General features: G+C 76.0%; 22 protein-coding genes and 1 pseudogene. 14 read left to right on the top strand and 9 right to left on the bottom strand.

What is annotated here, in order from left to right:
* The 7 genes and pseudogenes from ACYVI6_RS12400 to ACYVI6_RS12370 all read left to right on the top strand — a co-directional run.
* Positions 1-542 (top strand): annotated as a pseudogene (locus tag ACYVI6_RS12400) (hypothetical protein); the annotation flags it as partial.
* The gene (locus tag ACYVI6_RS12395; RefSeq protein WP_460446667.1) at positions 539-1216 is read left to right on the top strand and encodes a precorrin-8X methylmutase; all 678 of its coding nucleotides are present in this window, start codon (positions 539-541) and stop codon (positions 1214-1216) included. The pseudogene ACYVI6_RS12400 and the gene ACYVI6_RS12395, both read left to right, overlap by 4 nt.
* The gene (gene cobJ / locus ACYVI6_RS12390; RefSeq protein WP_460446666.1) at positions 1213-2787 is read left to right on the top strand and encodes a precorrin-3B C(17)-methyltransferase; all 1575 of its coding nucleotides are present in this window, start codon (positions 1213-1215) and stop codon (positions 2785-2787) included. The genes ACYVI6_RS12395 and cobJ overlap by 4 nt, the downstream gene beginning before the upstream one ends.
* 43 nt (positions 2788-2830) lie before the next feature.
* Positions 2831-5017 (top strand): DUF6421 family protein, encoded by a 2187-nt coding sequence (locus tag ACYVI6_RS12385; protein ID WP_460446665.1) that lies wholly within the window; start codon positions 2831-2833, stop codon positions 5015-5017.
* Positions 5014-5748: an SDR family NAD(P)-dependent oxidoreductase gene (locus ACYVI6_RS12380; protein WP_460446664.1), complete on the top strand. Its 735-nt coding sequence runs from the start codon at positions 5014-5016 to the stop codon at positions 5746-5748. Before ACYVI6_RS12385 ends, ACYVI6_RS12380 begins: the two co-directional genes overlap by 4 nt.
* Positions 5718-6827, top strand: coding sequence for a threonine aldolase family protein (locus tag ACYVI6_RS12375; RefSeq protein ID WP_460446663.1), 1110 nt, complete (start codon positions 5718-5720; stop codon positions 6825-6827). The genes ACYVI6_RS12380 and ACYVI6_RS12375 overlap by 31 nt, the downstream gene beginning before the upstream one ends.
* The gene (locus ACYVI6_RS12370) at positions 6820-7311 is read left to right on the top strand and encodes a hypothetical protein (RefSeq protein WP_460446662.1); all 492 of its coding nucleotides are present in this window, start codon (positions 6820-6822) and stop codon (positions 7309-7311) included. The genes ACYVI6_RS12375 and ACYVI6_RS12370 overlap by 8 nt, the downstream gene beginning before the upstream one ends.
* A 4-nt stretch (positions 7312-7315) precedes the next feature.
* On the opposite strand, the gene ACYVI6_RS12365 is transcribed toward ACYVI6_RS12370, so the two are convergent.
* From ACYVI6_RS12365 to cbiE, 3 genes are read right to left on the bottom strand one after another with little or no spacing between them, the layout of a single operon-like run.
* A complete protein-coding gene (locus ACYVI6_RS12365) occupies positions 7316-8065 on the bottom strand; it encodes a cobalt-precorrin-6A reductase (RefSeq protein ID WP_460446661.1) in 750 nt (249 codons plus the stop codon).
* Between the two features lie 18 nt (positions 8066-8083).
* The gene (gene cobM / locus ACYVI6_RS12360) at positions 8084-8824 is read right to left on the bottom strand and encodes a precorrin-4 C(11)-methyltransferase (protein ID WP_460446660.1); all 741 of its coding nucleotides are present in this window, start codon (positions 8822-8824) and stop codon (positions 8084-8086) included.
* A complete protein-coding gene (cbiE, locus tag ACYVI6_RS12355; protein WP_460446659.1) occupies positions 8821-10065 on the bottom strand; it encodes a precorrin-6y C5,15-methyltransferase (decarboxylating) subunit CbiE in 1245 nt (414 codons plus the stop codon). Before cbiE ends, cobM begins: the two co-directional genes overlap by 4 nt.
* Before the next feature lie 126 nt (positions 10066-10191).
* Between cbiE and ACYVI6_RS12350 the strand changes: the two genes are divergently transcribed.
* From ACYVI6_RS12350 to ACYVI6_RS12330, 5 genes are all read left to right on the top strand, one after another.
* Entirely contained in the window at positions 10192-11640 is a 1449-nt protein-coding gene (locus tag ACYVI6_RS12350) for a cobyrinate a,c-diamide synthase (RefSeq protein ID WP_460446658.1), read from the top strand.
* Positions 11641-11788: 148 nt separating this feature from the next.
* Complete coding sequence (gene cobC, locus ACYVI6_RS12345; protein WP_460446669.1) at positions 11789-12826, top strand: Rv2231c family pyridoxal phosphate-dependent protein CobC; 1038 nt, start codon at positions 11789-11791, stop codon at positions 12824-12826.
* A gap of 128 nt (positions 12827-12954) precedes the next feature.
* Positions 12955-14181 carry a uroporphyrinogen-III C-methyltransferase gene (gene cobA, locus ACYVI6_RS12340; RefSeq protein WP_460446668.1) on the top strand — a complete coding sequence of 409 codons (1227 nt, stop codon included), beginning with the start codon at positions 12955-12957 and terminating at the stop codon, positions 14179-14181.
* A complete protein-coding gene (locus tag ACYVI6_RS12335; protein ID WP_460446657.1) occupies positions 14178-14729 on the top strand; it encodes a DUF1697 domain-containing protein in 552 nt (183 codons plus the stop codon). Before cobA ends, ACYVI6_RS12335 begins: the two co-directional genes overlap by 4 nt.
* A 10-nt stretch (positions 14730-14739) precedes the next feature.
* Positions 14740-14955: a hypothetical protein gene (locus ACYVI6_RS12330; protein ID WP_460446656.1), complete on the top strand. Its 216-nt coding sequence runs from the start codon at positions 14740-14742 to the stop codon at positions 14953-14955.
* A 38-nt stretch (positions 14956-14993) separates the two neighbouring features.
* On the opposite strand, the gene pepN is transcribed toward ACYVI6_RS12330, so the two are convergent.
* From pepN to ACYVI6_RS12305, 5 genes are read right to left on the bottom strand one after another with little or no spacing between them, the layout of a single operon-like run.
* Positions 14994-17492 (bottom strand): aminopeptidase N, encoded by a 2499-nt coding sequence (gene pepN, locus ACYVI6_RS12325; protein ID WP_460446655.1) that lies wholly within the window; start codon positions 17490-17492, stop codon positions 14994-14996.
* A gap of 1 nt (position 17493) precedes the next feature.
* Positions 17494-18504, bottom strand: coding sequence for an aldo/keto reductase family protein (locus ACYVI6_RS12320; RefSeq protein WP_460446654.1), 1011 nt, complete (start codon positions 18502-18504; stop codon positions 17494-17496).
* A gap of 10 nt (positions 18505-18514) precedes the next feature.
* A complete protein-coding gene (locus tag ACYVI6_RS12315) occupies positions 18515-19321 on the bottom strand; it encodes a class I SAM-dependent methyltransferase (RefSeq protein WP_460446653.1) in 807 nt (268 codons plus the stop codon).
* Positions 19322-19361: 40 nt separating this feature from the next.
* Positions 19362-19961 (bottom strand): DUF3043 domain-containing protein, encoded by a 600-nt coding sequence (locus ACYVI6_RS12310; protein ID WP_460446652.1) that lies wholly within the window; start codon positions 19959-19961, stop codon positions 19362-19364.
* A gap of 9 nt (positions 19962-19970) precedes the next feature.
* Positions 19971-21059 carry a cation diffusion facilitator family transporter gene (locus tag ACYVI6_RS12305; protein WP_460446651.1) on the bottom strand — a complete coding sequence of 363 codons (1089 nt, stop codon included), beginning with the start codon at positions 21057-21059 and terminating at the stop codon, positions 19971-19973.
* Between the two features lie 34 nt (positions 21060-21093).
* On the opposite strand from ACYVI6_RS12305, the gene ACYVI6_RS12300 reads away from it, so the two are divergent.
* Positions 21094-22461 carry a M20/M25/M40 family metallo-hydrolase gene (locus ACYVI6_RS12300; RefSeq protein ID WP_460446650.1) on the top strand — a complete coding sequence of 456 codons (1368 nt, stop codon included), beginning with the start codon at positions 21094-21096 and terminating at the stop codon, positions 22459-22461.
* Here ACYVI6_RS12300 and nadA read toward each other — a convergent pair.
* Positions 22458-23690 carry a quinolinate synthase NadA gene (nadA, locus tag ACYVI6_RS12295; RefSeq protein WP_460446649.1) on the bottom strand — a complete coding sequence of 411 codons (1233 nt, stop codon included), beginning with the start codon at positions 23688-23690 and terminating at the stop codon, positions 22458-22460. The two genes, ACYVI6_RS12300 and nadA, sit on opposite strands and share 4 nt — an antisense overlap.
* A gap of 92 nt (positions 23691-23782) precedes the next feature.
* Between nadA and ACYVI6_RS12290 the strand changes: the two genes are divergently transcribed.
* Positions 23783-24196 (top strand): glycerate kinase (locus ACYVI6_RS12290; RefSeq protein ID WP_460446648.1); only part of this gene is annotated, 414 nt, incomplete at its 3' end.

Raw genomic sequence — 24196 nt, 5'->3', positions numbered from 1 at the left:
GACTTGTCGCCGTGCGCGGTGACGTCCCGGCGCAGCTGCTGCGGTTCGCCGCGGCGTTCGTCGACGAGCGCGTCGACGCCCCCGGGCAGGTCGCGGCGCACGCCGGCCTCGCGCAGGCCGCCGAGGTCGAGCCGGGCCGGGCGCCCGTCGGCACGCCTGCGCCCGGCGTCCCCACCGCGATGCCGCGCTTCGGGCGGCTCGAGGCGGGTGTCCTGCGCGAGCTCGCCGGGCTCCGTGCGCGCGTCGTCGTCACCCCGTGGCGGCAGGTCGTGCTGCGCGACGTCGACCCCGACGGTCTGCCCGCGGCGCTGGCCCTGCTGCAGGGGCCGGGGTTCGACGCCCCCGGCTCAGCGTGGGACGGCGTCACCGCGTGCGTCGGCGCCCCGGCCTGCCGCCGGGCGCTCGGCGACGTCCGGGCGCTCGCCGAGCAGGTCGTCGCCGACCGCGCGTCCGGTGACGAGCCGGTGCACCTGTCCGCCTGTCCACGCCGGTGCGGCCGCCCGGCCACCGCGCACCGCGAGATCGTGCTGGGAGCAGCGTGAGCACCACCGAGACCACCGCAGCGACCCGTGACGGGACGGCGCCTCCGGCGTACGACTACGTGCACGACGGCGCGGAGATCTACCGCCGCTCGTTCGCGACCATCCGCGCCGAGGCCGACCTGAGCCGGTTCGACGCCGACCTGGCGACGGTCGTCGTCCGGATGATCCACGCCTGCGGCATGGTCGACCTGGCCGCCGACGTCGAGGCCTCACCCGGCGTCGTCGCCACGGCGCGCGACGCGCTGCGCGCGGGTGCACCGGTGCTGTGCGACGCGCAGATGGTGGCGGCCGGCGTCACCCGCAGCCGGCTGCCGTCGGACAACCAGGTGGTGTGCACGCTCGGCGACCCGTCGGTGCCTGCGCTCGCCGCGCGGCTCGGCACCACCCGCAGCGCCGCCGCGCTCGAGCTGTGGGACCCGCTGCTCGAGGGCGCGGTCGTCGCGATCGGCAACGCCCCCACCGCCCTGTTCCACCTGCTCGAGCAGATCGACCGCGGGGGACCGCGGCCGGCCGCGGTGCTCGGGCTGCCGGTCGGCTTCATCGGCGCGGCCGAGTCGAAGGCCGCGCTGGCCGCGAGCGACCTGCCGTTCCTCGTGGTGCACGGCCGCCGCGGCGGCAGCGCGATGGCGGTGGCCGCCGTCAACGCCGTCGCCGACGAGCGGGAGATCCGGTGACCGGCCGGCTGGCGGGAGTGGGGCTCGGTCCCGGCGACCCCGAGCTGGTGACCGTCAAGGCCGCCCGGCTGGTCGAGGCGGCCGAGGTCGTCGCCTTCCACTCGGGCCCGCACGGGCGCAGCATCGCCCGCCGCATCGCCGACCCGTACGTGCGGCCCGGCACGCTGGAGGAGCCGCTGGTCTACCCGGTGACCACGGGCACCACCGACCACCCCGGTGGCTACGAGGGCGCCATGGTCGACTTCTACGACGAGGTGGCCGAGCGGCTGTCGGTGCACCTCGACGCCGGCCGCGACGTCGTGGTGCTCTGCGAGGGCGACCCGATGTTCTACGGCTCGTACATGTACACGCACGAGCGGCTGGCCCACCGCTACGAGACGCAGGTCGTGCCCGGTGTGACGTCGGTGAGCGCGGCCGCCGCGGCGCTCGGCCGGCCGCTGGTGCAGCGCGACGAGGTGCTGACGATCCTGCCCGGCACCCTGCCGCGCGAGCAGCTGGCCCGGCACCTGGCCGCGGCCGACGCCGCCGCGGTGCTCAAGCTCGGCCGCACCTTCGAGACCGTGCGCGGCGCCGTCGAGGACGCCGGTCGCGGCCCGGCCGCCTGGTACGTCGAGCGGGCGTCGACCCAGCAGCAGCGCACCGCCGCGCTGCGCGACGTCGATCCCGGCGAGGTGCCGTACTTCGCGCTGGCGATGGTGAGCAGCCCGGCCGTCGCGGCCCGCGCCGGCCAGGTGACCGCCCAGCCGGTCGAGAGCCCGGCGCCGCCGGCGACGGCGGTCGGCGAGGTGGTCGTCGTGGGGCTCGGCCCCGGCGGGGAGCAGTGGTTGACGCCCGAGGCGGCCGCCGCGCTGCGCGCCGCCGACCACCTGGTGGGCTACCGCACGTACCTCGACCGCGTGCCGGCCGGCCTGACCCGGCACGAGCAGGTGCGGCACGCGTCCGGCAACACCGTGGAGGCCGACCGCGCCGACCTCGCGCTCGAGCTGGCCCGGCAGGGGCACCGCGTCGCCGTGGTCTCCGGCGGCGACCCCGGGGTCTTCGCGATGGCCGCCGCGGTGGTCGAGCAGGCGGCGGACGAGCGCTGGCACGACGTGCCGGTGCGGGTGCTGCCCGGCGTCACCGCGGCGCAGGCCGTCGCCAGCAGGGTGGGCGCACCGCTCGGGCACGACCACGCGGTGGTCTCGCTGAGCGACCGGTTGAAGCCCTGGGACGTCGTCACGGCCCGGCTCGACGCGCTGGCCGCGGCCGACCTGGCGATCGCGATCTACAACCCGCGCTCGCGGGCCCGGCCCTGGCAGCTGGGGGAGGCGCTGGCGGTGCTGCTGCGCTACCGCGACCCTGCGACGCCGGTGGTGGTGGGCCGCGACGTGGGTGGCCCGGAGGAGTCGGTGCGGGTGGTGCCGCTCGGCGCGCTCGACCCGGAGACGGTCGACATGCGCTGCCTGCTGCTGGTCGGGTCCTCGCGCACGGTCCGGACGCCGGGCGGCCAGGTGGTCACCCCCCGCTGGTACCCCGATGAGCCGGAAGAACGACAGCAGGAGCAGCAGCTTGCCGGAAGATCTGTCGACTGACATGCTCTGAGGCAGACATCTGTCCGTCGCTGTGGAGGTGCCCATGACCAGCGTGCTGCCGTCCCGGAGCCAGGCCGACCAGGTGGCCGGTGCCGAGGGGCCCGCCGCCGGCCGTGCCGGGTTCGCCCGCGTGCTGTTCGACGAGTCGCACAGCCAGGCGTGGAGCGTGCGGCCCGAGGTCGTGGCGCGGATGAACCCCGGCAACCCCGACGACGCCGGATACCTGCGCGCGGCCGACCTGCTGCGCCGGCGGGGGATGAGCGTCGAGCCGAACGTCGATGCGCCGCTGAGCGCCGAGACGCTCGCCGACGCCGACGTGCTGGTGCTCGCGCACCCCTCCGACGAGCGCTGGGAGCGCACGACGCGCACCGGCTCGCCGGTGCTCACCATCGCCGAGCTCGACGCCGTCGAGGCCTGGGTGCGCGCGGGCGGTGGGCTCGTGGTGCTGGCCGAGTGCGAGCAGGACAAGTACGGCAACAACCTGGCCGAGCTGGTCGCGCGCTTCGGCGTCCGCCTGGAGCACGGCACGGTGCAGGACCGCCGCGCCAACCTGCACGACGTGCCGACCTGGGTGCGGGCCGACCTGCCCGCCGGCCGCCCGCCGCGCGGCGCCGAGGACGTGCTGGCCGGCGTCCGGGAGGTCTGCGCGTACCGCTCCGGCTGGCTGTCCGTCGACGAGGGCGGCGCCGACGCCGCCCGCGTGCTGGCCCGCACCAGCCCCACCGCCGACCCGGCCGGCGCGCCGCTCGTCGTCGCCGTCGAGGCAGGTGCCGGCCGCGTCGTCGTGGCCGCCGACTCCGACCTGTTCGGCGACGACTCGATCGGCGAGCTCGACCACGCGGCGCTGTGGCAGAACCTGGCGTTCTGGCTGTCGGCCGGCCACGCCGTGCACCCCACGACCGTCGGCGACACCCGCGGCATCGCGCAGCACCCGGCCTGGCTCGACCTGAAGGCCGCGATCACGCAGCTGCGCACGATGCAGTCGAAGGACGGCTCGGTCGACGCCGAGCAGCACGACCTCGCCGCCGCCCAGGCCCTCGTCACCCGGGTCGCCGACGCGGTGCGCACCCTCACCCCGGAGTTCGCGCACGACGCCGACTACCTGGCCGCGTGCGTGCGCGACCTCGAGACCTGGCGCGACGGCGGCCTCGGCGTGCCCGACTTCCTCGACTCGCTGGTGGCCTTCCACCCCGAGCTGCAGCGCGTCGACGGCTGCGAGCACCTGGTCGTCTTCCCGATGTACACCCAGAACGGCAACCCCGACCGCGACCTCGAGGCCGTCATCGTGCGGGTCGCCTGGCCCGAGCACGTCGAGCGGCTCGAGCGCCGCTACGACAACCCGATGTTCCTGCCGATCCAGTTCGTCGACTTCACCGAGGGCTACGACACCAACTCCGCGGTGCTGTTCCCCGAGACCGTCGCCGTGCGCGAGACGCCGCGCTTCACCTGGGGCGGCATCTTCGCCGACCGCGAGGCCGCGCGGTTCCGCGCCGTCAGCCGCGCGGCGTCCGAGACGCTCGGGCTGGCGCTGCCGCCCGACGCGGCCCGGCTGCTCGACGACCAGCAGCTCGCGCAGGACGCGTTCATCCTGTGGGACCTGATCCACGACCGGACGCACAGCCACGGCGACCTGCCGTTCGACCCGTTCATGATCAAGCAGCGGATGCCGTACTGGATGTACTCGCTCGAGGAGCTGCGCTGCGACCTCACCACGTACCGCGAGGCCGTGCGCCTCGAGGGCGAGGGCGAGCCGTTCGGCCGGCTGGTGCAGTACACGATCCTGTTCGACCGGCTGTTCCGGTTCCCGATCACCGGCGACCGGGTGCGCAACTACGACGGCCTCGGCGGTCAGCTGCTGTTCGCCTACCTGCGCCGCCACGGTGCGCTGCAGTGGACCGACAACACCCTGCAGCTCGACTGGACGGCGGTGCCGGGCGTCGTCACGGCCCTGTGCGCCGACGTCGAGCGGCTCTACAGCGACGGCATCGACCGGTCGCGGGTCGCGCACTGGCTCGCGGCGCACCAGCTCGTCGCGACGTACGTCCAGCCGAACCCGGGCAGCACCTGGGCCAAGGGCGTCGAGGCGCTGCCGCTCGACGGCCCGGTGAAGCCGCTGAACGACGCCGTCATGGCCGACGAGTTCCCGCTGAACACCTTCTACGAGGCGCTGCGCCGCAAGCTGGCCGACGTCGTCACCGCCACTGCCGGCATCACCGGGTCCGGCCGGTGAGCGCTGCCGACCTCGCCGGGCGGGTCGTCGTCGTCACCGGCGCCGGCGGAGCGCTCGGCGGGCTGGTCTGCGAGCAGCTGGCCCGGCGCGGCGCCGCCGTCGAGCTCTGCGACCGCACCGCCCCGCTCGCGGAGGAGGCCGCCGGCCGCGTGGCGGGCGTCGGCGGCGACGCCACCGCGACGGTGGTCGACCTGCTGGACGCCGACGCGACCGCCCGGTGGGGCGTCGACGTCGTCGCGCGCCGGGGCCGGGTCGACGGCCTCGTGCACCTGGTGGGCGGCTGGCGCGGGGGCGCCCCGCTCGCGCAGGCCGACCTCGCCGACTGGGACCTGCTGCAGCAGCTGCTGGTGCGCACCCTGCAGACCACGAGCCAGGCGTTCCACGCCGCCCTGACCGCCTCGGACGACGCCCGGCTGGTGATCGTCTCGGCCAAGGAGGCCCACCGGCCGACGCAGAAGAACGCCAGCTACGCTGCGGCGAAGGCGGCTGCCGAGGCCTGGGTCCAGGCGATCGCCCACTCGTGGAAGGACGTGCCGACCGCGGCCGCCGTGACCCTCGTGGTCACCGGCCTGGTGACCCCGCAGATGCGGGCGGACCGCCCCGACGCGGCGTTCACGAACCTCACCGACATCGACGAGGTGGCCCGGGCCGTCACGGGGCTCTGGGACCGCCCCGCCAGCGACCTGAACGGAGCCCGTCTGTGGCTGACGCCGGAACCCTCGCGGACCTGACCGACCCCATCACCGCGCCCCCGGCGCTGCACGACCCCACCTGGCGCGGGTTCTCCAGCGACAACGCCTCCGGCGTGCACCCCGAGGTGCTCGCGGCGGTGGCGGCGGCGAACGGCGGGCACGTCACGGCGTACGGGGACGACCCGTACACCGCCAGGCTGCAGGACGTCGTCCGCCGGCAGTTCGGCGCGCAGGCGCAGGCGTTCCCGGTGTTCAACGGCACGGGCGCCAACGTGGTGTCGCTGCAGGCCGTCACCCACCGCTGGCAGTCGGTGGTCTGCGCGCGCACCGCGCACATCACGGTAGACGAGTGCGCCGCACCCGAGAAGGTCGGCGGCCTGAAGCTGCTCACGGTGTTCGCGCCCGACGGCAAGCTCACGCCCGAGCTGGTCGACCTCGAGGCGTTCGGCCTCGACGACGTGCACCGGGCCCAGCCGCGGGTGGTCTCGATCACCCAGTCGACCGAGCTCGGCACCGTCTACACGCCGGCCGAGCTGCGGGCCCTGGCCGACCACGTGCACTCGCGCGGCCTGGTGCTGCACCTCGACGGCGCGCGGCTGTCGAACGCCGCCGCCTCGCTGGGCTGCGAGCTGCGCGAGATCACCACCGACGCCGGCGTCGACGTGCTCTCCTACGGCGCCACCAAGAACGGTGCCATCGGCGGCGAGGCCGTCGTGGTGCTGAACCCGGACGCCGTGGTGTCGACCGACGCCGCCGCCTACCTGCGCAAGTCCTCGATGCAGCTGGCGTCGAAGATGCGCTTCGTCTCGGCCCAGATCGTCGCGCTGCTCGAGGGCGACCTGTGGCGGCGCAGCGCCTCGCACGCCAACGCCATGGCCGCGCGGCTGGCCGCCGCGGTGCGCGACGTGCCCGGCCTCGAGATCACCCAGCCGGTGCAGGCCAACGCGGTGTTCGCCGTGCTGCCGCCGCAGGTCACCGCGCGGCTGCAGCAGCGCGCGTACTTCTACACCTGGAACCAGGCCACCGGCGAGGTGCGCTGGATGACGACGTTCGACACCACCGAGGCCGACATCGACGCGTTCGCCGCGATGGTGCGCGAGGAGATGGCGCGTGGCTGACCGCCAGCGGCGGCTGCTCGTGGCCGCCGTGGCGGTGGTGCTGCTGCTCGCCGTCGCCGGCGGCGTCGCGACGTACCGGCTGACGTCGGACCAGAAGCGCTCGTCGTCGTCCCGCTCCGCGACCCCCGCGCAGAGCGCGCCGTTCGAGGTGCGCGGGGCCGTCGTGCAGTACGCCGGCGACGACGGCACGCTCATCGCCTGCGAGAGCGGTGACGGCACCCTGTCGTCGCTGCCCACGCAGCCGCAGGTACAGGTCGTGGTGCACGACGCGACCGGCCGGGTGGTGGCGCTCGGCGCCATGGACTCCCTCGCGCAGGTGGCCGACGTCACCTGCACCCGTGCGTTCTCGGTGGCCGCGGTGCCGCCGGGTCTGCGCTTCTACCAGCTCGAGCTCGGTGGCCGGTCGCTCGGCTGGTTCACCGAGGCGCAGCTGCGGCAGTTCGTCGCGGTGGGCGGCACCGGCACCCCGGCGCCCACGGCCTGATCGATCAGCCGCCGGCGAGGCGTTCGCGCGCCCAGGCCAGCGCGTCCGCGACCTCGCAGACCACCGCAGGTGGTCGCGCGTCCGGCGGCGGCTGCGGACGGCGCACCATCAGCACCGGCAGGCCGAGCCGACGGGCGGCCTCGAGCTTGGCGGCGGTCATCGCGCCGCCGCTGTTCTTGGTCACCAGCACCTCGATCCCGTTGCGCTGCAACAGGTCGAGCTCGCCGTCGAGGGTGTAGGGGCCGCGGTCGAGCAGCACGGTGACGTGCGGCGCGACGACGCCCGGCGGGTCGACGCAGCGGGCCAGCACCCGCACACCGGTCAGCGCGGCGAACGCGTCCAGGTTGCGCCGTCCCGTGGTGACCAGGGCCGACCGGCCGAGGCCGGGCAGCCGCTCGGCCGCGGCGGCGACGTCCGGCACCTCGTCGCGGCGGTCGCCGGCGCCCGTCGTCCGGGCCGGCCGCTCGAGGCGCAGCAGGGGCAGGCCCACCTCGCGGGTGGCGCGCACCGCGTTCGCGCTGATCCGGGCGGCGAACGGGTGGCTGGCGTCGACCACGGCCGTGACGTCGTGCGCGCGCAGCCAGTCCGCCAGCCCGGTGGCGCCGCCGAACCCGCCGACGTGCACCGGACCGGCCGGCAGCCGCGGCCGGGTCACGGCCCCGGCGAGCGAGGAGACGACCGGGAGCCCCTCGGCGTCGAGCGCGGCCGCCAGCTCGCGCGCCTCGCCGGTGCCGCCGACGACGAGCAGCGTCACCGGCTCATCGCCGCCGGGTCATCGCTGCCGGGCCACCGAGTACAGGTGGCTGTCGGGGAAGTCGGCCGGCTCGAGCGCCCGCCCCACCAGCACCACCGCCGCGGCCCGCACCCCGGCCTCGCGCACCTGGCCGGCGATGGTGGCGAGCGTGCCGCGCAGCACCAGCTCCTGCGGCTGCGAGGCGCGGTGCACGACCGCGACGGGGCAGTCGGCGCCGAGGTGCTCGGCCAGCTCGGGCGCCAGCACGTCGAGCCGCTGCACGGCCAGGTGCAGCGCGATCGTGGCCCCCGTGGCGGCGTAAACGGCGAGCTGCTCGCCGTCCGGCATGGCGGTCGAGCGCGCCTGGGTGCGGGTCAGCACGACGGTCTGGGCGACCTCGGGCACGGTCAGCTCGACGCCGAGCAGGGCGGCCGCCGCGGCGAACGACGGCACGCCCGGTGTCACGTCGTACGGCACGCCGGCCGCTCGCAGCCGGCGCACCTGCTCGGTCAGGGCGCTCCACACCGACGGGTCGCCCGAGCACAGGCGCACCACGTCGTGACCGGCCTCGTGCGCCTCGACCAGCACCGCCACGATCTGGTCGAGCGTCAGGTCGGCGGTGTCGACCAGGCGCGTGCCGGGGGAGCAGTGCTCGAGCACGCCGTCGCTCAGCAGGCTGCCGGCGTAGAGGCAGACCGGGCTGGTGGCCAGCAGGCGCGTGGCGCGCACGGTCAGCAGGTCGGCGGCACCTGGTCCGGCGCCGACGAAGTGGACGGTCACGTGGTCTCCTTGCGAGCGGCGAGCTGGACGACGGCGAGCGCGGGCCGCCACACGGTGAAGCCCCCGAGCGGTTCGGCGTGCTCGACCTGCACGCGGGTCAGCTCGCCGCCGTGGGCGCGCTGCCGGGCCTGCACCACCTCGACCGACTCGAGCGTCACGGCGTGCACCACGAGCCGGCCCCCCGGGCGGAGCGCCGCCCAGCACCGGTCGAGCAGGCCGGGCGCGGTCGCGCCGCCGCCGACGAAGACGGCGTCGGGTGCCGGGAGGTCGGCCAGCGCGGCCGGCGCCGAGCCCTCGACGACCCGCAGCCGGGGGACGCCGAGCGCGGCGGCGTTGGCCGACACCCGCGCCGCGCGCACCGGGTCGCGCTCGACCGCGATCGTGCGGCAGGAGGGGTGGGCGCGCATCCACTCGACGCCGACGCTGCCGGCGCCGGCCCCGACGTCCCACAGCAGCTCGCCGGGTGACGGCGCCAGCCGGGCGAGCGCGGTGGCGCGCAGGTCGCGCTTGGTGAGCTGGCCGTCGTGGTCGTAGGCGGCGTCGGGCAGGCCGGCGGCGAGGCCGAGGGCCGCCGTGCCGGGGTCGGCCGCGCACTCGACGGCGACGACGACCAGGTCGGAACCGGCGGACGGCGGATCGGCGGCGGTGCCGGCCGCGACCTGCTCGGCGGGCCCGCCGAGGTCGCTCAGCGCCACCACCGTGCTGCCCGCCCAGCCGCGGTCGCGCAGCACCGCCGCGACGGCTGCCACGCCGGCCGCCGACGGCACCAGCACGGCGACCCGCCGGCCGGGCGCGAGGTGGGCTACGACCGCGTCGGCCGGCTGCGTCAGGGTGCTGACGACCGCGACGTCGTGCACCGCCCAGCCGAGCCGGGCGCAGGCCAGCTGGGTGCTCGACGGTCGCGGGTGCACCCGGAGCCGCGCCGCACCGAGCCGATCGGCCAGCGTGGCACCCACGCCGTGCTGCATCGGGTCGCCGCTGGCCAGCACCGCGACCCGGCGTCCGGCGTGCTCGGCGAGCAGCGCGTCGAGCGCCGGCAGCATGGGGCTCGGCCAGGCGACGCGCGTCGCGGTGACCGCCGCGGGCAGCAGGGCCAGCTGCCGGGTGCTGCCCAGCACGACGTCGGCCGCGGCGAGCACGGTGCGGGCGCCGTCGTCCAGTGCGGGCCAGCCCCCTGGGTCGATCCCCACGACGTCCACCGGCGCACCGGTGGACGTCGGTGCCTCGTCCACAGCCCTCACGACGGCGACGCTACCGGCCGCGGCCGCTGTGGAAGTATCTGGGAACCGCCGACGGCCGCTCGTGGTCCGTCGGCGTGCCCGGCCGGTGCCCACCGGCGACACGTCCGTCCGTCAGAGGGAGCGCCCGTGCCGCAGCTGCCTCGGCTCGTCGTGGCCGCGCCCGGATCGGGTCACGGCAAGACGACGATCGCCACCGGGCTCATGGCGGCGCTGCGTACCCGTGGGCTCGAGGTGTCGGGGCACAAGGTCGGGCCCGACTACATCGACCCCGGGTACCACGCCGTCGCCCACGGCCGGCACCCGCGCAACCTCGACCCCGTGCTGCAGGGCGAGCACCGGGTGGCGCCCCTGTTCGTGCACGGGGCGCTGACCCCGAGGCCGGCCGACGTCAGCGTGATCGAGGGCGTCATGGGCCTGTTCGACGGCGCGATCGGCCGGCGCGGCGAGGCGTCGACCGCCCACGTGGCCCGGCTGCTGCAGGCGCCGGTGGTGCTCGTCGTCGACGTCTCCGGCGCCAGCCGCAGCGTCGCCGCCACGGTGCTGGGGTTCGCCCGCTTCGACCCGGCGGTGCGGCTGGCCGGTGTCGTGCTGAACCGGGTGGCGACCACGCGGCACGAGGACGAGGTGCGCGAGGCCCTCGGGTCCACCGGCGTGCCCGTGCTGGGTTCGCTGGGCCGCGACGACCTGCTGGCCACCCCGAGCCGGCACCTCGGGCTGGTGCCCGCCGTCGAGCGCGCCGACGAGGCGGCGTCCGCCGTGCAGCGGCTCGGCGAGCGCGTCGCCGCCGGCGTCGACCTCGACGCCGTGCTGCGGGTGGCCCGCTCCGCGCCGCCGCTGCACGTCGCACCCTGGGAGGCGGCGGCCGAGCTCCCCGACACCCGGCGGCCCCCGACCGGTCGCCCGGTGCGGGTGGCCAGCGCGGGAGGCGCTGCCTTCAGCTTCCGCTACCGCGAGACCGACGAGCTGCTGACCGCCGCGGGGGCGGAGGTCGTCGACGTCGACCCGCTGCGCGACGAGGCGCTGCCCGCCGGCACCGACGCGCTCTACCTGGGTGGCGGGTTCCCCGAGGTCTATGCCGAGCAGCTGTCGGCCAACGCGCCGCTGCGCCACGCCGTCGCGGCCGCCGTCGAGGCCGGTACCCCGGTGGTCGCCGAGTGCGCCGGCCTGCTCTACCTGTGCGAGCAGCTCGGCGGCCACCCGATGGTCGGTGCCGTGCCGGGCCGCGCCGCGATGAGCGGGCGGCTCACCCTCGGCTACCGGGTGGCGCGCACACCGGCTGGCGCTCCCGGGTTGGTCTCCGCTCCCGGCGAGCCGGTGGCCGGTCACGAGTTCCACCGCACGACCGTCGAGCCCGGCCACGGTGGGCTCGTCGACGGCTGGCACGCCGGTTGGACGTTCGACGACCTCGGGTACGGCGGTCGCACCGAGGGGTTCGCACGCGCCGCGCTGCACGCCAGCTACCTGCACGTGCACTGGGCCGGTCAGCCGCAGGCCGCCGAGCGCCTGATCGCCGCCGCCCGCTCGGCGCGCGCCGCCGCCGCCCGCCGCGAGGTCACGGAGCCCGCCGGTGCCTGACACCGTGCTGCGCCCGGGGCGCCGCCCCGTCGACCCCGGGCAGGGCCGAGCCGCTGGCCGGGTCGTCCCGCTGCCGGTCACCGACGTCGCCGCGCCCGACGTCGCCGCACCCGACGTTGCCGCGCCCGACGTCGCGGCGGGCAGCCCGCTGCGTCACCACGGCGACCGCGAGGTCGGCCCCGGGCTCGTCGACCTGGCGGTGAACGTGCAGCGGCCCGGTCCTCCCGGCTGGCTCCGCGACCAGCTCGCCGCCGGCCTCGACGACCTCGGCGCCTACCCCGACGACACCGCCGCCACCGCTGCGGTCGCCCGGCGGCACGCGCGACCGGTCGCGGAGGTGCTGGTGACCTCCGGCGCGGCGGAGGCGTTCAGCCTGCTGGCTCGCGCGCTGCGTCCGGGCCGCGACGTGCGGCACGCCGTCGTGGTGCACCCGCAGTTCACCGAGCCGGAGGTGGCCCTGCGCACCGCCGGCCACGCGGTCGAGCACGTGCTGCTGCAGGCGGCCGACGGCTTCCGCCTCGATCCCGCTGCCGTGCCCGCGAGCGCAGACCTCGTCGTGCTGGGCAACCCCACCAACCCGACGTCCGTGCTGCACGACGCGGCGGCGGTGCGGGCGCTCGTCCGCCCGGGCCGGATGGTCGTCGTCGACGAGGCGTTCCTCGACGCGGTGCCCGGCGAGCCCGGATCGCTGGCCGGTGTCGCCGCCGCCGAGCTGCCGGGCGTCGTGGTCGCGCGCAGCCTGACCAAGGCGTGGGGGCTGGCCGGCCTGCGAGCCGGGTACCTGCTCGGCCCGGCCGACGTCGTGGCCGCCTGCCGGGCGGTGCAGCCGCCGTGGTCGGTGTCGTCGCTGGCGCTGCTCGCCACCCGGGGTCGCGTGCAGCCGGCCGCGATCGCCGGGCAGCAGGCCGCCGCGGTCGAGACCGTGGCGCACCGCACGCACCTGGTCGCCGGACCGCGCGCGCAGGTCGTCGAGGTCGAGCAGCCCGTCGCCGGCCCGTTCGGCCTGCTGCAGCTGCCCGGCGGCGCCGCAGTGCGGGAGCGGCTGCGCGCGCTGGGCTTCGCGGTGCGTCGCGGCGACACGTTCCCGGGGCTCGGCCCCGACTGGCTGCGGGTGGCGGTGCGCGCGCCCGAGGTCACCGACGCGTTCCTCGACGCGCTGCGCCGGGCGAGGGAGGACCGGCCGTGACCGACCCGACCGACCCGACCGACCCGACCGACCCGACCGATGCCGGGCCGCACGCCGAGGGGCCCCTCGCAGCGCCGCAGCCCGCGGCGTCGCTGCGACCGGCACGCGGCGCGCAGCCGGTGCTGCCGATGGGCCTGCGGCTGCAGGGCCGGCTGGTGGTCGTCGTCGGCGGCGGTCCGGTGGCGCAGCGACGCGTGCAGGCCCTGCTCGACGCCGGCGCCGACGTGCACCTGGTCAGCCCCGACGCCGTACCCGTGCTCGCCTACCTCGCCGAGCGCGGTGCGGTGCGCTGGTCGCGCCGGCCCTACGCCGCCGGCGACCTCGACGGCGCCTGGCTGGTGCTGGCCTGCACCGACGTGGCGGCGGTGAACGCCGCGGTGCTGGCCGAGGCCGACGCCACCCGCACGTTCTGCCTGCGCGCCGACGACGCCACCGAGGCGTCGGCCTGGATGCCGGCCCTCGCACCCGCGGGCGGGGGCGCCCTGCTCGCCGTGCACGCCGGCGGCGACCCGGTGCGCGCGGCCGCCCTGCGCGACGTGGCTGCCGAGGCGGTCGAGCACGTGCAGCGCCGCGGTGCCCTCCCGGCCCGAGCCGGCGCCACCGGACGACCCACGGCGCAGGGCAGCGGTCGCGTGGTGCTCGTGGGCGGCGGGCCGGGCGACCCGGGGCTGCTCACCCGCCGCGGCTGGGAGGTGCTGCGTCAGGCCGACGTCGTGGTGGTCGACCGGCTGGCGCCGCTGCCGGCGCTCGACGACCTCGACCCCGAGGTGCTGGTCGTCGACGTCGCGAAGGTGCCGCGCGGGCCGTTCGTGGCCCAGGAGCGGATCAACGAGATCCTCGTCGAGCACGCGCTGGCCGGGCGCCTCGTGGTGCGGCTCAAGGGCGGCGACCCGTACGTGTTCGGCCGCGGCATGGAGGAGGCCCAGGCCTGCGCCGCCGCCGGCGTCCCGGTCGAGGTCGTGCCCGGCGTGAGCAGCGCACTGGCCGCGCCGGCGCTGGCCGGCGTGCCGCTGACCCACCGCGGGCTGTCGCAGGGCTTCACCGTGGTGTCCGGGCACGTGCCACCCGGCGACCCGCGCAGCACCCTCGACTGGGGCGCCCTGGCACGCGGCGGCACGACGCTGGTGCTGCTCATGGCCGTGCAGTCGCTGCCCGAGATCGCCGCCGAGCTGCTGCGTCAGGGCATGCCCCCGCGCACGCCCGTGGTCGCGGTGATGGACGGCGGGCTGCCCGGTCAGCGTGTCGAGCAGGCGCCGCTCGAGCACGCCGCCGAGCACCTGGCCGCTCGCGGTGTGCGGGCGCCCGCGGTGGTCGTGGTCGGCGAGGTGGCCGGCCTGGCACCCTCGGCGACATGACGAGCTGGGTGGCGCTGCTGCGGGCGGTCAACGTCGGCGGGCGCACGGTGCCGATGGCCGACCTGCGGGCGCTGGCCGAGGGGCTGGGGCTCGACGACGTCAGCACCTACATCGCCAGCGGCAACCTGCTCTTCCGGTCGGCGCACCGCTCGCCCGCGGCGGTGCGCACCCTGCTCGAGCCGGCGCTGCAGGAGCGGTTCGGGTTCGCCGTCGAGACGGCCGTGCGCAGCGCCGCCCGGCTGCGCGAGGTCGTCGAGGGGCTGCCGTTCGACACCACCGATCAAGTCAGCGTGTCGTACCTGCTCGAGCCCATGACGGCCGACGGCGAGGCGGCGCTGCACGAGCACCTGGTCAACGAGGCGGTCGCCGTGGTGCGCGGCGACCACGTGTACCTGCGCACGCCGAACGGGCTGGGCCAGCCGTTCCTCGCCCGCGGGCACGACAAGCGGTTCGCCGCGACCGGCACCAGCCGCAACTGGCGCACCGCCGCCGCGCTGGCCGACCTCGCAGCGGGTCGCCACCGCGCCGGGCCGGGCGGTGCTCGCTAGGGTCGAGCGCATGAGCGACGCCTGGACGTGGAGGTACGAGGACGCCGACGGCCGGGTCGTCACCCCCGAGGGCGTCCCCACCGGGTCCTTCCCGACGCAGTCGGACGCCGAGAGCTGGCTCGGCGAGGAGTGGCGCACGCTGCTCGACCACGGGGTCGACGCCGTCCGGCTGCTCGAGCACGACGCCGAGGTCTACGGCCCGATGTCGCTGCGCCCCGCCCAGTAGCAGCCCGACCCGCGCGCGCCGACCGGATCAGTCGGCGGTCAGTCGGCTGCGCGGGCGCGCAGCGCCACGGTGGCGTCGTCGCGGCACTCGGTCACCACCCGCCGGGCGGTCGTGCCGAGGTCACCGGCGAGCAGCCGTTCGGCCAGGTCGACCGTGCCCGGCTCCACGCGCTGCGCCGGGAAGAGCAGCCGGCCGAACGTGTCGGTGACCTGCGCCGACGAGCGCCCCGCGAGCGGCGGGTACTCCGTCTCGTAGCGCCCCGCGTACGACGCGAGCAGGTCGTCCTGTCCCAGCTGCCAGAACCCTCGCCCGGTCGCCTCGAGCTCGTGGTTCGACAACCGTCCGCCCACCGCGTCGGCCCACGCCGAGGCCTTCGCCACCGCGCTCGGCACCGCCGCCCGGGCGGCTCGGGCGTGCAGCGCTGCGCCAGACGACCGGTCGCGCCGCAGCTCTGCGGCCACCAGCGCCACGTCGGCCGCGCCGAGCGCCGCGACGCGGCGCACCACCCGCCAGCGCAGCTCGACGTCGAGGTGCAGCCCGTCGCCCAGCGGCTCGCCGTCCAGCAGGCGCTGCAGCGCCTGGGCGTCCTCGGTCACCTGCAGCCAGGCGCGCGCCCAGGTCAGCCGCCCGTCGTGGTCGGCGCCGACGTCCCGGGCGGCGGCCAGCGCGGGGGCGGCCGGCCGGCCGGCGACGTAGGCGCGGTTGGCCGGCTGCGCCCAGACCAGCGCCTGCAGCGCGTGCCGTAGCACCGATCCGAGGGTCGCGTCGGCGTCGGCGTCGCCCAGGCGCCGCACCACGGTGTCGGCGTACGCGGACGGCGCGAGGTCGCCGTCCTGCACGAGCTCCCACAGCGAGGTCCACACCAGCGCCCGGGCCAGCGGGTCGAGCCCGGTCGGGTCGTCGAGCAGCGCCGCTCGCGACATCGGGTCGGGCGGCGTGGCCGCGAAGGTCAGGTCGCCGTCGTTCACCAGCACCACGTCGGCGGCGGGCTCGCCGACGAGCGCGGGCACCGGTGTCACGGCGGCTGCGTCGACCTCGACGGCGAGCAGGGCGCGCCGCACGAGCCGGCCGTCGACGCGGTCGTGCAGCCCGATGCCCAGGCGGTGGGGGCGGTCGCGTCCCGGCGACTGCTGGTGCACCGAGAACGCCGTCCACCGCCCGTCGTCGCCGGTCTCGGTGCGCGCCGTCAGCGTCGACGTCCCGCTGGTGCGCAGCCACTGGTCGGCCCAGGTGCCGACGTCGCGGCCGCTGGTGCGGGTCAGCTCGGCGACCAGGTCGGCCAGCGTCGCGTTGCCGTACGCGTGCCGGCGGAAGTGCTCGCGCACCGCACCGAAGAACGCCTCGTCGCCCAGCCACTCCGCCAGCTGGCGCAGCGCCGACGCGCCCTTGGCGTACGAGATGCCGTCGAAGTTCTGCAGCGCGGCGGCGGTGTCGTCGACGGCTTCGGGGGCGACCGGGTGCGTCGTCGACAGGCGGTCGGCGTGGTAGCCCCAGACCTTGCGCCGCACCAGGAACGTCGTCCACGCGGTGTCGAAGCCGTCGGCCTCCGCGGCCGCCCGGTACCCCAGGTACTCGGCGAACGACTCGTTCAGCCACAGGTCGTCCCACCAGCGCATGGTCACCAGGTCGCCGAACCACATGTGCGCCATCTCGTGCAGCTGGGTCGAGGCCAGCTCGAGCCGGTCCTCCTCGGTGACCGCCCCGCGCGGCAGGTAGTGCTCGTCGCGGAAGGTGACCAGCCCCGGGTTCTCCATCGCCCCGGCGTTGAACTCCGGCACCATCACCTGGTCGTACTTGCCGAACGGGTAGCGCACCCCGAACAGGCCGTGGAACCAGTCCAGGCCGCGCCGGGTGGTCTCGAGCATCCGCTCGGTGGGCAGGAACCCCACCATCGACCGCCGCGCCCAGACGCCGACGTCGATGCCGTCGTGCTGCTCGCGCACCCCCTCGTAGTCGCCGGCCGCCAGCGCGACGAGGTACGGCGGCAGCGGCTTCGTGCGGTCGAAGACCCAGCGGCCGGGTGCCGTCGAGCGTCCGCGGGTGTTCGCCAGCACCACCCAGTGCGGCGGCGCCGTGATCGACAGCTGCCACTCGGCCTTCAGGTCGGGCTGGTCGAAGCAGGCGAGGAAGCGTGGCGCGTCGTCGAGGAACGCCTGCGTGTACAGGTAGACGCCGTCGTCCTGCGGGTCGACGAACCGGTGCAGCCCCTCGCCGGTGTGCGAGCAGGCGAACACCGCGCGCACCACGAGCTCGTTCGACGCCTGCAACCCGGTCAGCGGCAGCCGGCCGTCGTCAAGCGCCGAGACGTCGAGCGGCTCGCCGCCGAGGGTGACCTCGAGCAGCCGCACCGGCTTGACGTCGACGAACGTCGAGGCGCCGGGACGCGTGCAGGTGAAGCGGATCGTCGTGGTCGAGGTGCACTCGACGTCGGTGAGCTCGACGGCGTCGGCGCCCCACAGGTCGAGGTCGACGTCGACCTGCGTGACGTCGAGCAGCGCACGCCGCTCGACCGCCTCCTGCCGGGTCAGCGCCGGCACGTCAGGCCAGCCGGGTGCGCGGCGCGTTCCGCTCGGTGAAGCCGGGGTCGCGCTCGACGACGTCGCCGAGCGCCTCGTCGATCCGGGCCATCGCCTCGTCGGGGATGCGGACGCCGGCGGCCTGCACGTTGTCGCGCACCTGCTCCGGCTTCGACGCCCCGATGATCGCGGCCGACACGTTCTCCTCCTGCAGCACCCACGCCACGGCCAGCGCGGCCATCGACAGGCCGAGGTCGTCGGCGACCGGCCGCAGCCGCTGCACCCGCTCGAGGACGTCGTCGCGCAGGTAGCGCTTGATCATGTCGGCGCCGCCCTTGGTGTCGGTGGCCCGCGACCCGGCCGGCGGCTCGGCGCCCGGCTGGTACTTGCCGGTCAGCACACCCTGGGCGATGGGGGAGAAGACGACCTGGCCGATGCCGAGCTCGCGCGAGGCGGGCACGACGTCGGCCTCGATGACCCGCCACAGGGCGGAGTACTGCGGCTGGTTCGAGATCAGCTGGAACCCGAGCTCGCGGGCGAGGGCGTGCCCGGCGCGCAGCTGCTCGGCCGTCCACTCGCTGACCCCGATGTAGAGCGCCTTGCCCTGCCGCACGACGTCGGCGAACGCCTGCATCGTCTCCTCGAGCGGCGTCTCGTGGTCGTAGCGGTGCGCCTGGTAGAGGTCGACGTAGTCGGTCTGCAGCCGGCGCAGCGACGCGTCGATCGACTCGCTGACGTGCTTGCGCGACAGGCCGGTGTCGTTCGGGCCGCCCGGGCCGGTGGGGAAGTAGACCTTGGTGAAGATCTCCAGCGACTGCCGCCGCTGCCCCTTCAGCGCCTCGCCGAGCACCTCCTCGGCGCGGCCGTTCGCGTAGACGTCGGCGGTGTCGAAGCTGGTGATGCCGGCGTCGAGCGCGGCGTGCACGCACTCGGTGGCCACGTCCTGCTCGACCTGCGAGCCGTGGGTGAGCCAGTTGCCGTACGTGATCTCCGAGATCTTCAGGCCGGAGTCACCGAGGTAGCGGAAGTCCATGCCTGCCACGCTACGTGCCGCTCGGCACCGCCGCCCGGCGACCGACCAGGTGCAGCAGCGTGCCCAGCCGGCGGTAGGGGTCGGTGCGCCCGGCGCGCTCCTCGACGGCGAGCAGCGCGGCCAGCTCGTCCGGGTCGCGGGGCACCGGCCGGTCCGACGGCACGCCGTCGGTCATCACGCGGACGCCGTACCAGGCCTCGACGTGCATCCGCCGCCCGGCGACGTACGACGCGAGCTCCTCCAGGCGGTCGGCGCGGGCGCTCACGCCGAGCTCGTTGACGTAGCGCGGCACCTCGTCGGCGGCGGCGTCCATCAGGTCGAGCGCGTCGGCCCACTGCTCGCGCAGCGCCGGTCGCATCGCCATCGCGTCGGCGTTGCGCGCGAGCAGCGACACGATGCCGCCCGGGGCGACCAGGTCGCTGAGCTCGACGACCGCCTCGCGCGAGGACGGCAGGTACATCAGCACGCCGTGGCAGCAGACGACGTCGAAGCGCCGCTCGCCGATCGCCTCCGCGAGCGCGCCGAGGCGTCCGTCGACCACCTGCAGCCGGGCCCGGACGTCGGGCGGCTGGGTGGCCGCGGCTGCCGCGAACGCCGCGCGCATCGTCTCGTCCGGCTCGACGCCGAGCACGTCGTGCCCGGCCTGCGCCAGGGCGATCGCCTGCGTGCCCTGGCCGGCGCCGACGTCCAGCACGGACGCCGGCTCCGCGGGCAGGTGCACCTGCAGCTGCCGCGTCACCACGTGCTGGCGCACCACGTTGCGCAGCAGCCCCTGGCGGCGCAGCCACGGCTGCCTCCCGCTGTCGAACGTCGTCACCGGCGTGCCCCTTCGTCGGTTCGTCGATCCGCTCGCGCGGCTAGCGGCGCGGCGGCTGCCCGCGGTCGACGCCGGGCTTGGGCACCCGGGTGCGGCGGATCTGGAACGTGCGCATCACGGCGTACGTGGTCAGCCCCGACCAGGTGCCGTCGCCGAAGCGCGCGTTCACCTCCTTCTTCAGCCGCCGGGCGAGGAGGAACGCGTCGACCGCCGAGGCGACGACGACCAGGTAGATCAGCCCGAAGATCGCCGTGAACACGGCCGACCCGCGAGTGGCCTGCGACTGCCCGGCGTAGGAGAGCACGAGGAAGACGAGCATGAGCGGCAGCAGGTACTCGCCGATGCTGCGTCGGGCGTCGACCACGTCGCGCACGTACCGGCGCACCGGCCCCTTGTCGCGGGCCGGCAGGTAGGCCTCGTCGCCGGCCATCATCCGCGCGCGGGCGTTGGCCCGGTCGACGCGCTGCGCGTCCTTCTGGTCCTTGGTCAGCTTGCCGCGCGGACCGGTCGGCTTCGCCGCCACGAGCGGCTGCTTGCGCGCCGCGACGGCAGCGCTCCGCTTCGGGGTCGGCTTGTTCTTGCCGGGGCCGGCCGGTGCCTGCTGCACGGGGGCCTCGGGCTGCTTGCGTCGTCCGAGCACCCCAGGAGCCTACCTGCGCCCGCGCGCCCGCTGGTCCGCGTCCGCGCGCTCGGCGGTGCTGGCCAGCAGCTGGGCGACCCGCTCGCCGTACCGGTCGCGCACCTCGCTGCGCAGCTGCTCGTCCTGGCGCGGTACCGGCTCGACGAACACCTCGACGACGTCCTTGAACGCCGCCCGCATGTCGCGGTCGAGGCCCAGCGCGCCGCGCTCGACGCCCTGCGCGTCGAGCCCGTCGGTGAAGTCGACCCGCGCGCAGACCAGCAGCCGGTCGGTGCCGATGCGCTGCGTCATCAGGTCGACCACCGCGTCGACCTCGTCGCGCTCGGCCAGCCAGGCGACGATCTCGCGGCTGAGGCGGGGGTCGGCGGGGCTGCCGACGAGCAGCTCCTTGTTGGTGCGGGCCAGCAGGAAGGCGACCACCGTGAGCGTCGCCGCGATGAGCAGCGAGGCGATCGCGTCGTACGCCCCGGAGCCGGTCCAGTGGTGCAGCCACACGCCGGCCAGCGCCAGCAGCAGGCCGACCAGGGCGGCGGAGTCCTCGTAGAACACCGTCTTCACGGTCGGGTCGTCGGTGCTGCTCAGCAGCCGGCGCAGGCTCTGCCGCTCCTCGGCGGCCTGCGCACGCACCTGGTTCACCGCGCGCAGCCAGCTGGTGCCCTCCAGCACGAACCCGATCGCGATGACGATCGTCGACAGCCAGACGCCGCCGGCCTCGCCGCCGCCGTCGAGCAGCGACCGCACGCCCTCCATGCCGGCGAACACCGCGCCCGACACGAAGATCGACACCGAGGCGACGAACGCCCAGAAGAAGCGCTCGGGCCCGTAGCCGAAGGGGTGCTTGCGGTCGGGCGGCTTCGTGCTGCGGCGCAGGGCGATCAGCAGCAGCACCTCGTTGGCGGTGTCGGCCACCGAGTGCGCCGCCTCGGCCGCCATCGCCGCCGAGCCGGAGACGACCGCGGCGACGATCTTGGCGACCGCGATGCCGGCGTTGGCCGCCAGCGCGACGACGACCGTCAGCGAGCTCTCGCCGCCCTCGCGCTCGGCCGGCTGCTGCCCCGGGGGCGGATCGGGGCGCCGCTGCACGGCCTGCTCGCTCACGGCCAGGACGCTACGGCCCCATAGGGTTGCCCGCATGGCCACGAGCGAGCAGTCCGTCGACCCCCAGCGCCTCGCCGAGCTGCGGGCCGCCGTCGAGCGCGAGCTGCCGGGGGTGCGCGCCGACCTCGAGCGGCTGGTGCGCATCCCGAGCGTCTCGGCGCAGGCCTTCGACCAGGCGCACGTCGACGCCAGCGCCGAGGCCGTCGCCGACCTGCTGCGCCAGGCCGGGCTCGACGTCGAGATCGTCCGCGAGGGCGGCGCACCCGCGGTCATCGGGCACCTCGCCGGACCGGAGGGCGCGCCCACGGTGCTGCTCTACGCCCACCACGACGTGCAGCCGCCCGGCGACGACGCCGACTGGACCAGCCCGCCGTTCGAGCCGGCCGAGCGCGACGGCCGCCTCTACGGCCGCGGCGCCGCCGACGACAAGGCCGGCGTCATGGCGCACCTGGCGGCGCTGCGGGCCCACGACGGGCGGCCGCCGGTCGGCGTCACCGTCTTCGTCGAGGGCGAGGAGGAGGACGGCTCGCCCTCGCTCGGCGGCATCCTGCGCGCGCACCGCGACCGGCTCACCGCCGACGTCCTCGTGCTGGCCGACTCGATGAACTGGAAGATCGGCACGCCGGCGCTCACCACCACGCTGCGCGGCCTCGTCGAGGCGTACGTCGACGTGCGCACCCTCGACCACGCCGTCCACTCGGGCATGTACGGCGGCGCCGCCCTCGACGCGACGACCGCGATGATCCGGCTGCTCGGCACGCTGCACGACGAGCGCGGCGAGGTCGCGGTGGCGGGTCTGCACTCCGGCACCGCCGCCGACCTGCCGTACGACGAGGCCGAGCTGCGGGCGGACGCCGGGGTGCTCGACGGCGTCGAGCTGATCGGCACCGGCTCGCTGCTCGACCGGCTCTGGACCAGGCCCGCGCTGACCGTCGTCGGCATCGACGTGCCCTCCAGCGCCCGCGCCTCGAACACCCTGCAGCCGACCAGCCGGGCGAAGGTGTCGCTGCGCATCGCCCCCGGGCAGCCGGCCGCAGAGGCGTTCACCGCGCTGCGCGAGCACCTGCTGGCGAACGTGCCGTGGGGCGCGCAGGTCGAGGTGACCCAGAAGGAGCTCGGCGAGGCGTTCGCCGCCGACGTCGACGGCCCCGCCTACGACGCCGCGCGCGCCGCCTTCGCCGACGCCTGGGGCACCGCCCCGGTCGACATGGGCATCGGCGGGTCGATCCCGTTCATCGCCGAGTTCGCCGAGATCTTCCCGGACGCCGCGATCCTGGTCACCGGCGTCGAGGACCCCGACACCCGCGCGCACGGGGCCGACGAGAGCCTGCACCTGGGCGAGTTCGCCACCGTCTGCCTCGCCGAGGCGCTGCTGCTCGAGCGCCTCGGCGGTCTGCGCTAGTCCTTCGAGGTCACGCCGGGCAGCGCGAGCATCTGGTCGAGCGCCACCCGGGCCCAGTGCGCGACGTCGGCGTCGACCTGCACGCGGTTGACGACGCGCCCGGCGGCCAGCGACTCGAGCGACCACACCAGGTGCGGCAGGTCGATGCGGTTCATCGTCGAGCAGAAGCAGACCGACTTCTCCAGGAAGACGACCTGCTTGTCGGGGTGCTGCCGCGCCAGCCGGCGCACCAGGTTCAGCTCGGTGCCGAGCGCCCACGACGACCCGGCCGGCGCCGCCTCGAGCACCTTGATGATGCGCTCGGTCGAGCCCACCTCGTCGGCGGCCTGCACGACCTCGTGCCGGCACTCGGGGTGCACCATCACCTGCACGCCCGGCACCCGCGAGCGGACGTCGGCGACGGCGTCCAGCGTGAACCGGCCGTGCACGCTGCAGTGCCCCCGCCAGAGGATCACCCGGGCGTCGGCCAGCTGCTGGCGGGTCAGGCCGCCCAGCGGCTTGTGCGGGTCGTAGAGCACGCAGTCGTCGAGCGACAGGCCGAGGTCGCGCACCGCGGTGTTGCGGCCCAGGTGCTGGTCGGGCAGGAACAGCACCTTCGCGCGGCCGGCCGGGCGCTGCGCGAACGCCCACTCCAGCGCCACCTTCGCGTTCGAGGAGGTGCAGATCGTGCCGCCGTGCCGGCCGGTGAACGCCTTGATCGCGGCGGTCGAGTTCATGTACGACACCGGCACGACGTCGTCCGCCACGCCGGCGTCGACCAGGTCGTCCCACGCGTCCTCGACCTGGCTGATCGCCGCCATGTCGGCCATCGAGCAGCCGGCCGCCAGGTCGGGCAGCACGACCTGCTGGTGGTCACCGGTCAGCACGTCGGCGCTCTCGGCCATGAAGTGCACGCCGCAGAACACGACGTACGGCGCCTCGGGCCGCGCTGCCGCCTGCTGGGCCAGCCGGAACGAGTCGCCGGTCACGTCGGTGAACTCGATGACCTCGTCGCGCTGGTAGTGGTGACCCAGCACGAACACGCTGTCGCCCAGCGCCGCCTTCGCCGCGCGGGCCCGCTCGACCAGCCCCGGGTCGGACGGCGCGGGCAGGTCGCCCGGGCACTCGACCCCCCGCTCGCTGGCCAGGTCGCGACCGCGGCCGAGCAGCAGCAGCGCCGCGGGGGTGGGGGCGGGCTCCGCGAACTCACGGGCCGGGGATGCAGCAGGCGCCTGGGCGCTCGTCGTCATCCGCTCAGTGTCGCACCGGCCCCGCGCGCGTCGGCGACGGTGTGGTGCGACCCACACCCGGGCGGGTCGACGCCCCCTGCCAGACTGCGGCCGTGCGCGTGCTCATCGCCCCCGACGCCTTCGCCGGCACCCTCACCGCCGTGCAGGCCGCGGCGGCCATGCGCGAGGGCTGGCTCGACAGGGTGCCGACGGACGTCGTGACGACCTGCCCGCTGTCGGCCGGCGGCCCCGGCTTCGTCGACGTCCTGCTCGCGGCGCACGGCGGCGACCTCGTGCCGGTCACCGTGTCGGGGCCGCACGGCGGGCAGGTGCCGGCCACGCTGCTGCTCGACGGCGACGGCACCGCGTACGTCGAGGCCGCACAGGCCTGCGGCCGCCAGCTCACCGATCAGCCCACCACCGCCTCGAGCGCCGGCGTGGGGGAGCTGCTGCGCGCCGCCGTGACCGCCGGCGCGCGTCGCGTCGTCGTCGCCACGGGCGGCCTCGGCAGCCACGACGGCGGGGCC

The sequence above is a fragment of the Angustibacter aerolatus genome (assembly GCF_054776675.1).
This window is presented reverse-complemented; position numbering and strand designations above follow the sequence as displayed.

Excerpts from the sequence above, each read along its gene's own strand:
- ACYVI6_RS12385 (WP_460446665.1), top strand. The coding sequence starts at position 2,831 with ATGACCAGCGTGCTGCCGTCCCGGAGCCAGGCCGACCAGGTGGCCGGT.
- cobA (WP_460446668.1), top strand. The coding sequence starts at position 12,955 with ATGGGCCTGCGGCTGCAGGGCCGGCTGGTGGTCGTCGTCGGCGGCGGT.
- ACYVI6_RS12335 (WP_460446657.1), top strand. The coding sequence starts at position 14,178 with ATGACGAGCTGGGTGGCGCTGCTGCGGGCGGTCAACGTCGGCGGGCGC.
- ACYVI6_RS12330 (WP_460446656.1), top strand. The coding sequence starts at position 14,740 with ATGAGCGACGCCTGGACGTGGAGGTACGAGGACGCCGACGGCCGGGTC.
- ACYVI6_RS12320 (WP_460446654.1), bottom strand. The coding sequence starts at position 18,504 with ATGGACTTCCGCTACCTCGGTGACTCCGGCCTGAAGATCTCGGAGATC.
- ACYVI6_RS12300 (WP_460446650.1), top strand. The coding sequence starts at position 21,094 with ATGGCCACGAGCGAGCAGTCCGTCGACCCCCAGCGCCTCGCCGAGCTG.
- nadA (WP_460446649.1), bottom strand. The coding sequence starts at position 23,690 with ATGACGACGAGCGCCCAGGCGCCTGCTGCATCCCCGGCCCGTGAGTTC.